The sequence below is a fragment of the Archangium violaceum genome (genome assembly GCF_016887565.1).
Lineage (GTDB): Bacteria > Myxococcota > Myxococcia > Myxococcales > Myxococcaceae > Archangium > Archangium violaceum_B.
On the sequence record NZ_CP069396.1, the window covers coordinates 3746489 to 3759415 of the forward strand.

Annotated in this window: 7 protein-coding genes; all 7 read left to right on the forward strand. The window is 70.3% G+C overall.

Going from position 1 to position 12927, the window contains the following annotated elements:
* Positions 1 to 2 precede the first annotated feature (2 nt).
* Entirely contained in the window at positions 3 to 2081 is a 2079-nt protein-coding gene (locus JRI60_RS15530) for a vWA domain-containing protein (RefSeq protein WP_204226644.1), read from the forward strand.
* A gap of 13 nt (positions 2082 to 2094) precedes the next feature.
* The gene (locus JRI60_RS15535) at positions 2095 to 2559 is read left to right on the forward strand and encodes a hypothetical protein (RefSeq protein WP_204229507.1); all 465 of its coding nucleotides are present in this window, start codon (positions 2095 to 2097) and stop codon (positions 2557 to 2559) included.
* A gap of 48 nt (positions 2560 to 2607) precedes the next feature.
* Positions 2608 to 2949 (forward strand): hypothetical protein, encoded by a 342-nt coding sequence (locus JRI60_RS15540; protein ID WP_239470798.1) that lies wholly within the window; start codon positions 2608 to 2610, stop codon positions 2947 to 2949.
* A gap of 98 nt (positions 2950 to 3047) precedes the next feature.
* Positions 3048 to 6272, forward strand: coding sequence for a tubulin-like doman-containing protein (locus JRI60_RS15545; RefSeq protein WP_204226646.1), 3225 nt, complete (start codon positions 3048 to 3050; stop codon positions 6270 to 6272).
* A gap of 1 nt (position 6273) precedes the next feature.
* Positions 6274 to 8667: a hypothetical protein gene (locus JRI60_RS15550; RefSeq protein WP_204226647.1), complete on the forward strand. Its 2394-nt coding sequence runs from the start codon at positions 6274 to 6276 to the stop codon at positions 8665 to 8667.
* On the forward strand, positions 8664 to 11438 hold the full coding sequence (locus JRI60_RS15555) for a Zn-binding domain-containing protein (RefSeq protein ID WP_204226648.1): 2775 nt from the start codon (positions 8664 to 8666) through the stop codon (positions 11436 to 11438). Before JRI60_RS15550 ends, JRI60_RS15555 begins: the two co-directional genes overlap by 4 nt.
* A gap of 42 nt (positions 11439 to 11480) precedes the next feature.
* Positions 11481 to 12920 (forward strand): serine/threonine protein kinase, encoded by a 1440-nt coding sequence (locus JRI60_RS15560; protein ID WP_204226649.1) that lies wholly within the window; start codon positions 11481 to 11483, stop codon positions 12918 to 12920.
* Positions 12921 to 12927: the final 7 nt, after the last annotated feature.

A 12927-nucleotide genomic window follows, 5' to 3' on the forward strand; every position in this document is an offset into this window, starting at 1 on the left:
CGATGATGCTCGCGCAGCTCGTCCTGCCCCTGCTCCTCACCAGTGCGGCCGGCAGTGGCAACGAGATCGTCCTCATCCTCGACAACTCATGCTCCATGGGCGTGGAGGCCCGGGACCAGGCGACAGGTCGCCGGGTTCCACCCAATGATCCCGAGCGCGCGGCGGTGCTCGGGACGCTCGTCGTCGAGGGCCTGGCGCGTGGCTCGGCCGACCGGTTCAGCGTGCTGGCCTTTGGCGATGGCAAGGAGGCCCCGCCTCGCGAGGCTCGGAGCGCGGACGACATTCGCGCACTGCCGTACTCCAATGGCACCTACTTCCGCCGTCCGTTGGAAGAAGCGGGCAACCGGCTGCGAGGCTCGGCGCTCCAGAACCGGCTGTTCCTCTTCTTCACCGACGGCATTCCCGAGGATTTCAGGGACCCCGCCGAGGGTCCTCGCGCCCTTGGCCTCTCCGAATCGGCGGACTTCGAGACGCTGGTCATCGGCCTCTTCGGCAGCGAAGAGGTTCGTCAGACGGGCGAGCAGTTCCTCCGGCCGCTGGCGCGCAACCCGCAGGACCTGGTCTTCGTCCAGACGCCGCGCGAGGTGATTGGCGCCTTCACCCGAGGCTACGCCCGCGTTCTGGGCTCGCGGCCGGAGACGGGCTCGCTGTCTCCCGGACAGTCGAAGACCTTCGAGGTGGGCAAGTACGTGGTGGAGGTGCTGGTGGCCACCGCGTCCGCCTCGCCCGGGCCCGCGTATACCGCGAAGCTGGAAGGCCCCCAGGGTGACGTCCCTGCCCAGGCGTCCGGTGACAACGGCTGCCCGCCCGGCATCCGCTATTCGGGCGCGCCCAGACTGTGCCAGCCGCCGCACCGCCACTATCAGGTCTTCCGCTCGCCCAACTCGCCGGACCAGCGCAGCCAGTGGACGCTGTCCCTGCCTCGGGGCTCGGGGCCTATCGATTACGGGCTCATCCTCCGTTACGACCTCGCGGCCTCGCTCGCCGTGCCGTCCACCGCGCGGGTGGGCGAGCCGGTGCAGCTCGATGCGCGGCTGCTCTTCCGTGGAAAGACCTTCGATGATGAGTCCTTCTTCCAGGCGGACGGCTTCACGGCCGTGGCCACCCTCGAGGGCCAGGAGGTACCCCTGCGCCACGCCGGAGGAGGGCGCTTCGTGGCGGACTGGACGCCTTCCCAGCTGTCGATGGATGGTGCCGCGACGCCCGTGCAGGTGACGTTCCGTAACGCGTGGATGGAGCAGTCCGCGCGCCGCTCCGTGCAGGTGGAGGGCTTCATCGACTTCGCCCTGGTGCCGGAGCCGGCCTCGCTCGACTTCGGCGAGTGGCGGGGCGAGCGTCACGAGACGCGCCGGTGCTCCACGGTGGATCTGTCGCGTTCCACCAACGCGGGCCGCATCCCCATCACCTGCTCCTCGGAGGGGAGTGTGGAGGGCGGAGTGCTCTCCTGTTCGCCCGTGGCGGGCTCGGAGGCGGACCTGGGCAATGGCCGCAAGGGACAGCCTCTCAAGTACGAGGTGTGCTTCGCCGCCGAGGGCTGCTGCGGCCAGTTGGCTCCGCCGGGGCTCGGGGTGCGCTTCGCCGCGACCCACCCGCACTATTCCGCGGCCGCCGTGCTCGTCCCGGCGCGCGCGAAGGTGGACGAGACGGGCTGGCTGCGCTGCTGGTGGCCCTGGCTCGCCCTGGCCGGAGGAATGCTCTTCTTCGGCTGGGTCGTCATGGGCTTCGTCCGGCCGAACAACTTCGACCCGGCGGCCAGCGTCTACGTGGCCGGCTCGGAGATGGGGCTCAAGCGCGCATCGGCGCTCGTGCTGAACGAGACTCCCGGAGGCCGGCGCGGCTTCTACCGCAACGCCCGCATGTGCCTGAACGCGGGAGGTGACTTCGTCCGTGCTCCGCGTGCGGCCGTGCTTGTACTCGAGGCGGGGCCCGGTGGCTCCACGCGCTTCGTCACCGCCGCGGGCCTCGAGCGCAAGGTGCAGAGGACCGGGAAGTGGGAGCCCGTGCCGGCCGAGGAGCTGGCCCTCGGGTACACGCCCAACGTGGTGTATCGAGTGGGGAGCCTCTACTTGAAGTGGAGCTAGAGGGAATGCGGAAATGAGATGGATTGCGCTAACGATTGCCGTCGCGGTGGCCACTTCCGGGTGTGTCCATGCACAACGGCCGGAGCACCGAATCTACGTCATTTCCGAAGATGCTCAGGGGCTCGGCTCTGATCTTGGCACTGGCGGCGCTGGTCTCCGTGACTGTGATGCGGAGCAGCATGCGTGTTTCAATAAATGCTGGAAATCCGATCCGTTGCCCTACCCTCACGAGAAGCGGGACGGATGGTTTTATGAGTACTGCACCAGGGAATGCCGCAAGCTGTACATGGAGTGCGAAAAGTCAAATGAGAAAAAAGCGAGTGAGTTGAAGTTCTCGCGTGTCGATGAAGCGATTGAATGGATCAGGAACCACAAGGCGGAAATAATGCTGGGGACGGTTGTCGTCATCGCTGGTGTTGCATTCATCGTCACGACAGGTGGTTCTGGTGCGCTGATTCTGGCGCCTCTTGCCCTCTAACCTGACGCGCCTATGACCTATAATTCAAACTTTGATGTCGATGCCGTGATGAAGACGCTTGGTTCCGTGAGCGATAAATATCCGAAGAACTCGCCTGAAGACGAGGCGCTCCGGATCGCCGCAGTAGCGTTGCTCTATGTCCGAGACATCCAGAAGCTGGATGAGTACCGCGATTATTTTCGGAGGTTCTTTACCTACAAGCCGGTGATCGCTTCTCAAACGTTCGCAACGAGAGAAGAAGCGGATGCATGGCTCGCCAGTGGTAAGGCCATGGACGGCGAGCTTGTCAGCATCGCTGGCCAGGGTTTCACCGCAACCCACCTCCCGAAAGGCTGGAAGTTCCTCCGAACGCCGCTTCCGGAAGAGTATGGGACCCCCGCAGGCGGATGAAGACCCGAAGACGGTGCCGCCCCCACGGGGCCCACCCTGGCATGCTATACCGGACACGTACTCTCTACACGCAGTGGAGCTGAATCGGAGGGGGAGCCTTGGGGCTGCTCGCGACGGAGAAGTTCAACCCGACCTTGTTCGTGGGTCTCGGTGGTAACGGCGGGAAGATCGTCCAACTGCTCGCCGGCCGGTTGCGCCGTCATCCCAATTGGGAGCGCATCAAGTCGATGACCCACTTCGTGGCCATCGACACCAACAAGGACGACCTGGACAAGCTCAAGGACGTCCCGGTGGAGAACCGCTTCCTCGTCTCCGCCTTCGACGCGCGCGCCTACATCGAGCGCAAGCGCGGCCAGCGCGAGCTCCAGGAGGATCCGCTCGTCACCCAGTGGGTCCCCTCCAGCTACCAGTTCCGCTCCACCCAGGGCGCCGGCGCCGGGCAGATCCGCATGGAGAGCCGCCTGCGCCTCTACTACAACCTCGAGGAGGACCGGCGCGGCATCCGCAAGGCCCTCCAGAAGCTGCTCGACGAGTCCACCCGCCGCGAGAACCCCTGGCGCGACAACGAGAACCGCGTCGTCCGGGTGATGCTCTATGGCTCGGTGGCCGGCGGTACGGGCTCGGGTGGCTTCCTGCCCATGGCCTACCTGCTGCGCCGCATGGTGCTCGATGCGGGCTGGGGCCGGCCCAACGTGGTCGGCGTGCTCACCCTGCCCACCGCCTTCCTCGACAAGGTGAAGCCCCAGCTCCACCCGGACATCCTCGCCAACGGCTACGCCGCCCTGAAGGAGCTGGAGTACCTCAACCGCCAGCTCGACTACGCGGGCGGCGTGAGCGAGCTCGAGTTCCACTACGACCCGGGCACCCAGGACCGCAGCCGCCAGACCGTCGCCGAGCGGCCCTTCACGCTCACCTATCTCATCGACCGGCCCGACCAGCTCTCCATCGAGAAGTACGAGAACGCGGTGGCCGACGCCTGCTACCTGCAGATCTTCTCGCCGCTGCTCGGCGCGCAGGCCGGTGAGTACGACAACTACGAGAAGCACCAGAAGAAGCTCGCCCTGGGCCACTTCTCCGTGCACTACGGCTCGTTCGGTACCGCGCTGCTGCAGCTGCCCCGCCGCGACCTCCTCAAGTACGCGGGCCTGCGCTACGTGGCGAGCGCCTTCCGGCAGTTCCTCTGCTTCGGCGCCGACCACCCGGACTTCCAGGTGCCCTACGGTGACCCCGCCTTCCAGCGGCTGGAGCCCAACGAGAAGAACCGCCGCATCGACGAGAAGTTCAAGGGCTACGTCGCCTTCCGTGCCGGCGAGGAGGAGCGCCGCGACGAGAAGGGCCAGTTCTACGGAATCCAGCAGCAGATCGGGAAGGGCGGGAAGAACCTCGCCGAGGCCTTCCGCGAGAAGCTCGAGGCCATCTTCGGGCGGTTGGACGAGCAGATCGACATCCCCGACGTGGAGAAGCAGTCCATCAACCCGGGCAACCCGTCGCTGAGCCGCGCCATCGCCGTGCTCCGCAGGGCCAAGGACGAGTCGCGCGCCCGCGTGTGCGGTGAGTACCTGGAGGCCCAGCGCGGCGACGTGCGCACCGGCCGCTTCTTCGAATCCTTCTTCAAGGAGTACGAGGTCAACCCCATCTCCCAGCGGCTCTTCCTCATCCGCCTGCTGGAGCAGTCCTTCATCGTCCCCTTCAAGGACCCGGAGGAGGGGGCCTACCTCAAGGCCGATGGTTCTCCGCCCGACCTGGACAGCCCGGAGCTGCGCCAGGAGATCTCCCGGCTCGACGCGGAGATGGCGCGGCAGGCCAACCCCGGCTTCCTGCAGAGCCTCACGGACAGGGACAACAAGGCCTTCGCCACCGCCAAGCTGCGCTCCGTGGCCAAGGTGGAGAGCTGGGCCAACGAGTTTCGCGACGAGATCAAGCGCTTCTTCTGGAAGTCCTTCGAGAGCGAGCTGCGCAAGGACGCCGAGGCCCGCCTGGAGTCCTTCCGCAAGGTGGCCCAGGTGGCCGACGAGCGCGCCCGTGACTCCGAGTCCCAGGCCGAGCGTTTCCGCAAGGACCCGGCCGCCGTGGACGCGGGCTCGGACGTGGCCCAGTACTACCTGGACGCCGAGGTGCTCCGCGATGACCGGCGCCGCGAGCGGCTGTGGAAGGAGTTCTACGCCCACAAGCTCGACAGCGACGCCAACTTCCGCGCGGCCGACATCTTCGACGCCGTCACCGAGGCCTTCACCCCGGTGAGAGACCCCAGCGGTCAGCTCCGCGCCCGCGATGCCAACGAGATCGTCCAGCACGTGCGCGGCAAGCTGGAGACCCAGGCCCTCCAGGTCTACGGCCGGGTCATGGAGGAGATGGGGCTCGACCTGGCCACGGGGCTCGATCTGGAGCAGCGCTACGTCGCCCTGCACAAGGCTGGGAAGGATCTGGAGGAGCTGCGCCGCAAGGGCAAGCTGGAGGAGGAGCTGCGCGCCGTGTCCGCCACCGAGGTGCGCCGCGGCATCGAGGACCGGCTCAAGCGCCTGTCCGACGAGTGCGTGCTCCTGGCCCATGTCGACGCCACGCGCCGGGACGACCCCACGGTGACGCCCGCGGACGTCTTCTACGCCGGCCTGCACGACAAGTTCGCCAGTGACGAGGAGGGCTCGCTGTGGAGCATCCTCAAGGGGGTGGTGTCCGGCTCCAACCGCGTGACGGGCTGGGAGGAGCGGGACTCGCTGGTGCTCTACCGCGCGCTGCTCGGCGTGCCCGTGTACTGGTTCAAGAACGTCCAGTCCGAGCTGTACGCCGGCTACAAGCGCGTGCGCGACGACAAGAACCGCAGCTACCCGCTGCACATCGAGGCGGCGTGGGAGTCCCAGCCGGGCCTGCCGGACCTGGACCCGGTGGAGCAGAAGCGGGCCGACGAGCGCCGCACCGCCGAGCGCGCCGCCCAGTCCACCCGCGAGGCCCGCGACTCCCGTCTGCGCGCCTTCACCCTGTGCGCCCTGTTCGGTGGCATCTCGCGCGACGAGGAGGGCTACCACTGGAGCTTCGCCGGCACGAAGAACAAGCTGGCCCCGGACCGCGCGCGTGCCTTCGAGGCCTTCGAGGCCCTCGATCCGGTGCTCCGCGAGGATCTGGAGAAGAACGCCCGTGACTCGTGGGTGAACGCGACGGCGGAGCGGCCCTCGCGCAACAAGCTGCTGGAGGAGGTGCAGGCCCACCAGCGCCGCCTCACCGAGGCCTATGCGCGCGCGGTCGCCGAGCAGAAGGACGCCGAGCGCCGCTTCATCCAGGACGAGCGCACCGTGGTGGAGGCACTCGCCGCCGAGCTGAGGAGCTAGCTTGGACGCCGCCGTCTCGTACCCCACCGTCCTCCTCGGGCTGGGGCGCTTCGGCCACGAGGTCATCGGCCGCGCCCTCCAGTCCCTGGAGGCCTCTTCGCCGCTGCTGGGCGTGCTGCGCTGCGAGCCCTCGGGCGTGGCCGCGGGGCTCCGGCCCCTGTTGGAGGACCTGCTGCGCGCGGGCCGTGGCTCGGGCGAGCGGCGCGACCAGCGGCTGGATGTCATCGCCTTCGCCGCCGCGTTGCAGGGAGGAGACGAGGACCTGCTCACCGCGTGCGAGCAGGCCGCGCGTCTGCTCGCCGAGGGCTATGGCGCCATGTTCCCCCCGGACCGGCCCCCGGAGCAGCGCACCGCCACGTTGCACCTCGTGGTGCAGGTGCCGGCGCTGTCCAACCCCCGCGCGTCCGTGGCCCTCTCGCGGCTCGCCGCCCTGGAGAGCTGGGCCCGGGCCCGCCCCGTGTTCCCGCTGGTGGCTCGCATCTGGCTCGTGTCCCAGCAGACCGCCGCCGGCACCCTCACCTCCGAGGAGATGGTGTCCTCGTGCGCCTCCTTCGCGCTCGGCATGGTGGCCTCGGGGCTGCGCACCGAGGACGAGGTGTCCCGCCGCATGGCCCACCCGGCGCGCGACGAGGGGCTCGTGGGCTTCGTCTCGCTGGCCTCGGTGGAGCTGCCCGAGTCCCGCCTGCGTGCCTACGCCGCCGCCCGCGCCGCCTATGACGGACTGGGCGTGCTGGTGACGCGCGTGCAAGAGCCGGTGACGGACGCCACCCTGGCCATGGGGGCCGTCTCCGCGCTCCAACATGACCGCTGGCTCGCGCCCTTCGTCGAGGGCCAGGCCGCGCAGCTCTCCCGGCGCCTCGCCGCCGAGCTGTCCCGCTCCCCGTTGGACCTGCCGGCCGACATCCGCGTGGGGCCCCTCGATACTCCCGAGGAGATCCGCGCCAACCACTCCGGACTCTTCAAGCCGGCCTCGGTGGAGGCCGCGCCCACCACCGTGGACCAGGCCCGCACCGACGAGACCTTCCGCGCGCTCGACCGCGCCGAGGCCGAGGTGGCCGCCTCGGTGGAGCAGGGCATCCAGGCGGTGTTCGATGCCTCGCTCGGGCCCACCTCGGGCCTGTCCCAGCTCCCCGCCGTCGAGCAGGGGCTGAAGCGCGTCATCGCTCAGCTCCACGACGAGCAGGCCCAGGAGGAAGCGACCCTGCGGAAGTTGGACCCCTCCCAGCCTCCGGGTCCTCCTCCGGACCCGCACCGCGAGGAGCTGGAGCACGCCCTGCTGGAGTTGCCCTCGAAGCGGTTGGCGATGGCGGCCGCCGCCGCGCTCGCGCTGGCCGTGTTGCTGGGCGTCTCCTTCGGGACGCTGTCCCTCATGACTCCCGCCGTGGCTCCCGCGGGTGGCACGCCCTCGCTCCAGGTGACCGCGTCCACCGCTCCGGCCGCCACCGGCTTCGACTGGCGCGAGGCCCTGCCGTGGATCCTCGGGACGCTCGCCGCGCTGGGCGCCGGGGGCGGGTGGCTCTACTTCGTCGGCAACCACACCCGGAAGGAAGTGCGCCGCGTGCTGAAGCTCCGGCGCGATGCGCTGGAGTCGCTCGTCAGCCGCGGTGGGGGAGGGCGGCGCGCGAAGCAGGCGGAGCTGCAGCTCGTGGTGCGCCGCAAGCGTGCCCGCCGGGGGGCCATCCTCGCCCTGGAGAACGCCGTGGCCCGGCTGCAGGCCGTCCGCCGCGCGCTCCTGGAGGCGAGGGATCGCAAGCGCCAGGAGATTCAGGCCCTCGGGGTGACTCCCGCCGCCGAGGCCCGGTTGGATGACCTCGGGCCGCTGCTCGGCGCGGGGGGGTTGCTCCATGGCTCGCTCATGCCTCCGGAGGTCCTCAGCCGGTGGATCGCCGCCCGCCGTGAGATTTCCGAGGACCGTGTCTGGGCCGACCGTCTCCTCGAAGGCGCCTGGCCCGAGGGTGGATTGCTCGAGGACGTCCCGTGCGGCGACCCCGAGCGCGTCACCGAGCTGAGCCGCCGTCAGGTGCGGCCGCTCGCCGAGCGCAGCGTGCTGGATGACGCCGAGGGCGGCCAGCAGGCGGCGGACGTGCTGCGGGACTTCGGCTCGCGGATGGGGGCGATGCTCGCTCCGCCGTGCCAACCACTGAACGCGCATGGGGATCCGGTGCTCGGCATCCGTCCCGGCGAGGGCTTCGTCATCGCTCCGTCGGCGGGGCGCGAGTCGCTCGACGCCGGGCTCCGGGACGTGCCGACGAGGCTCCCCGTGCTCTGGTCTCCCTCGAAGGACGCACGTGTCATCTTCCTCCGCACCTGGGAGGGCCTCTTCGTGGAGGATGTCGTTCGAGGTGCTCGTTCCATGCCGCAGCCGGCCGTGGTGGCCCCGCGAGGTACGCGATGACCTTGCAACTTCCCCATCCGGCCGTCCTGGCGACGATCGCCTATTTGATGGTGTGGGGCCTGGTGCTCATCACGCCCGTGTTTGCCTGGATGCTGGCGGCGCTGGTGGTGGGCCCCGGTCCCAACTCCCGCTGGCGCCGTGCCGCCCTTCCCGTGGGCAAGGGCGTCCTCTTCTCCCTGGCCCTGGTGCTCGTCACCCGGCTGGTGGAGGCCGCCAGCGCCTCCATGCATGACGGGCCGCTCGGGTGGCTCGCCGCGCTCGAGCAGGCGCTGACCCACGGTGCCACCGCGATGACGTGGTTCCCCGTGGACGCCGTCCTGCTGCTGGCGCTGCCCCATGCCGCCCTCTTCCTGCTCGCGGTGGCGGTGTTCGCGTTCCAGGAGGCCAACGTCAAGTTCGGCACGCCCTTCCGTGTGCCACTCGCGGATCCGCTGGCGCTGGTCCTGGTCGTGGTGCCGGTGCTGGCCCTCATCGCCGTGGATGGGGCGTGGCGGCAGGCACGGCCTCGCGCGCTGCTCGACGTGGCCGCCGTGCTGCCCATGCTGTGCATGGCGCTCGCGGTGTGGACGCGCGCCGAGCGCCTGGCGCCTCCTCCCGTGAAGGAAGAGGCTCCCCGGCCCCAGGTGCCCGCTCCCGTGCGCGCGGATGTCCCGGCGCTCTGGAGGAAGTTGGGCGCCCTCGAGGCCAACGCGCGTCCGCTGCTCGCGACGCAAGGCGCGAGCAACGCGGATGCCGCTCCGGCCTGGAGCGCCGCCGCGTGGCGGGATGCGGGTGCCATCGGGGCTCCGCCCCGGGCGTTGGAGGAGATCGCCAGCGCCTGGGGCTCGCCCCAGCAGGGCTGGTTGGTGGGCGACCTGCCCGACCCGACGGAGCGCCACTTCCTCACCTCGTGTGTGCTGCTCGCGCTCCAACGCGAGGGCCTGCCGTGCCTCGTCATCAGCGATGAGCCGGAAGCCCTGCGCGACGCGGTGCTCGAGGCCATCTCGCGCAGTGGCTCGTGGCCCTCGGGGCCGTTGTTGGCCGGCGAGGCGGCGATGCGCGAGGCCTTCGCGGGCAACCGGATGCCGGCCGCCGTCTTCCTGGACGTGGAGCAGCTGTCCGCCGGGGGCATCCAGGCGCTCGCCGAGACGCGCGGAGGCTGTGGCCGCCTGTGGGCCCGCTCCGTGGGGCTGGTGCTGCTGTCGCGCGTGGACCGGGGCACGCCGCTCGCCTCCACGCATCGCATGTTCACCCTGCGGCGGCTGGAGCTGGCGCTGTCGGCGGCCGGAGCGCGGTGGAACGTGCTGGCCACGGGCGTGGGAGGCGCGGGCACGCGCGGACTGGTGGAGCAGATGTTCCCGGGCATCTCCGTGCGCGAGGTGCCCTTCGCTCCGCGCGCCGCGGCCCCGGTGCGTGTCTGGCGCGTGGCCGAGGGCTTCCGGGCCCAGCCGGGCACGCCCTGGGTGCGCCGGGCCCTGGAGCCGGTGGTGGGGGCCAGGCTGCCCGCGGCGGTGGGAGACCCGGGTGGGACCTTCGACCTCAAGGCCGTGGACTTCTGGGGCGGCGAGCTGCGCTTCGTCCGCGACGTGTCCCTCTTCGGCGTGGCCTCGGTGGGCACGCTGGACGAGGCGTGGCTGGTGGCCGCGTACCGGGCGCTCCCGCACCGGGTGCCGTTGGCGGACGGACAGACCCACGACGCGCTGTGGGGCCTCGCGGACAACCCGGTGACGCGCTTCCTCACGCGGGATGGCAACCTGGATGGGCTGGCGCGCCACGGCATGCTGATGCCGCCGAGGGCGCTCGTGGGCTACCACAACGGGGCGCTGGCCACGGCCCACCTCAAGGCGGCGATGCAGGAGGGCACGCAGGACGTGGAGTCCCTGGCGGCCGTCTTCGGCCGCTCGCGCGTGGAGCAGGTGCTGGGGCCGAAGTTCCGTCCCGAGCGGCACGTGGTGCGTCTGGCCCAGGGCCGCGAGCCCGTGCGCAGTCCCGTCGTCCCGGCCGGTGTGGCCGAGGTCGTCAACCCGCTGCGGCGCACCGTCAGCGAGCAGGTGGTGCGCATCCTCGACGTGCACAGTGGCCAGCTCCTCACGGAGGTGGACCGGCTGCTGGTGGAGACGCGCTACTACCCGGGCCGGGTGTTCGCCGTGGGCGACGCGCGTTACGAGGTGCCCCTGCACTCGCTGGACACCAAGCGCAACGAGCTGCGCGTCAAGCCGGTGCCCAACGACAGGCCCCTCACGAAGCCGCAGCTGCGCATCCAGTTCGAGTCCGCCCATGTGGTGGAGTCCCCGCAGACGGTGCGCACGGGCCGGTGCGTGTACCAGGTGTGCACGCTGGACGCGACGGTGGTGGAGAGCGTCACCGGCTACTCGCAGGTGGGGCGGCCGGGCCGGGTGGACGTGGGGGCGGTGAGCTGCCGCTACCGCACCCGGGTGCGTGGCGTCTTCTTCCCCGCCGCCACCACGCCGAACGTCCTCTTCCACCTGGCTCGCTCGGCGGACGGGGTGCTGGTGGCGCACCTGCTCTCCAACGACGAGGACATGGACGTGGTGCCGGTGGGGCCGGGCATGTTCCCGGAGGCCCCGGCCGGCATCGTGATCGTGGACCGGCACCTCCAGGGCATGGGCGTGGCCGAGGCGCTGGACCTGGCGCTCGTGGACGACACGTTCAAGTGGGTCCGGGCCATCCTGGCCAACTGCAAGTGCGCGAGCGGGTGTCCGGAGTGTACCCCCCAGGACGTGCTCGCGTCCGGGCCCGACAAATCCGGCGTGCTCGGGCTGTTGGGATAGGCGGAGGCAATCGCCATGACGGGTGAGCGTAGGAGTGGTGACATGAACCTCCTCCAGCCGGGAACGCAGCTGGATGGTCGCTACGAGGTGGTCCGGCTGCTCGGGCAGGGCGGCATGGCCGCCGTGTATCAGGTGCGCCACCTGGGGCTGCACAGCACACACGCACTGAAGGTCCTCAACGAGGATCTGGCCCGCAGCGATGACGTGCGCGGACGCTTCCTCGCCGAGGGCCGCATCCAGGCGAGCCTTCGCCACCCCCACATCGTCCAGGTGACGGAGATCGTCACCACCCCGGTGGCGGGCCTGGTGATGGACTACATCGAGGGCCCCACGCTCAGTGACTTCTGCCGCGGCCAGGGGCTGGCGCCCAAGCTGCTCCTGGAAGTCTTCCTGCCCGTGCTGGATGCCATCGAGGAGGCCCACAAGCACAACGTCGTCCATCGCGACCTCAAGCCGGACAACATCATCATCGGCAAGGACAGCCGGGGCCGGCTCCAGCCCAAGGTGACGGACTTCGGCATCGCCAAGCTGCTGCAGGGAGAAGGCTCGGACGGCAAGGCGCGCACCCAGGCCGGGGCCCGCATGGGCACGCTGCTGTACATGAGCCCGGAGCAGATCCGCGGGGCCGCCGAGGTGGACGCGCGCACCGACATCTTCGCGCTGGGCGCCATCCTCTACGAGGCCGCCACCGGGCGCGTCGCCTTCCATGCGGAGAGCGAGTACGACACGATGAAGCGCATCGTGGAGGGCACCTATGAGCCTCCCGAGCGCGTCGTGGGGGGCCTGCCGCCCGTCATCGCTGGCTGCATCCGCAAGGCGCTGGCCGCGGACCCCGCCGAGCGCTTCCAGGACTGCGCCGCCTTCCGCGAGGCCCTGGAGAAGGCGCTCGATGCCAACGCCGAGGCTCCTCCGAAGCCCTCGCGCTCCTATGGGGTGACGCAGGTGGGAAGTGCTCCGTCCGCGCCCGATCCCGAGCCCGAGGCGGCCTTCGCTCCGACGGCGCTCTCCGGTCAGTTTCCACGGAACACCGCGCGCCTGCCACCCGCGCCGCCTCCGCCAGTCCCGGCGCCCCCAGTGCCCACGGCGCCTCCGGTGCGCGTGGAGCCCCCCGTCGTCACGGTTCCTCCCACGGCCACGGTGCGACCGGCGAGCCCCGCGCTCCCGGTGGTGGCGCCGCCTCGGGCGATGGACTCCGTGCGGCAGCAGCCCCGGCCGGGAGAGATCGCGCCCAGCACCACGACCTCGCCCGGCCTGGCCCTCGCGCTGAGCCTGTTCTGTTTCGCCGGGTTTGGGCAGATGTACAACGGGCAGGTGTTCAAGGGCCTGTGCGCCCTGGGCCTGACGATCTTCATGGCGGCGACGACGGGAGGGGGCTTTTGCGTCGCCTGGCCCCTCATGAACACCGTGTTCGCCATCGACGCGTACTCCATCGCGTCCAAGCGCCGGAAGGGTCGCTCGGTAGGTACCTGGGAGTTCTTCTAGCTGGAGT

Excerpts from the sequence above, each read along its gene's own strand:
- JRI60_RS15530 (WP_204226644.1), top strand. The coding sequence starts at position 3 with ATGATGCTCGCGCAGCTCGTCCTGCCCCTGCTCCTCACCAGTGCGGCC.
- JRI60_RS15535 (WP_204229507.1), top strand. The coding sequence starts at position 2,095 with ATGAGATGGATTGCGCTAACGATTGCCGTCGCGGTGGCCACTTCCGGG.
- JRI60_RS15540 (WP_239470798.1), top strand. The coding sequence starts at position 2,608 with ATGAAGACGCTTGGTTCCGTGAGCGATAAATATCCGAAGAACTCGCCT.
- JRI60_RS15555 (WP_204226648.1), top strand. The coding sequence starts at position 8,664 with ATGACCTTGCAACTTCCCCATCCGGCCGTCCTGGCGACGATCGCCTAT.
- JRI60_RS15560 (WP_204226649.1), top strand. The coding sequence starts at position 11,481 with ATGAACCTCCTCCAGCCGGGAACGCAGCTGGATGGTCGCTACGAGGTG.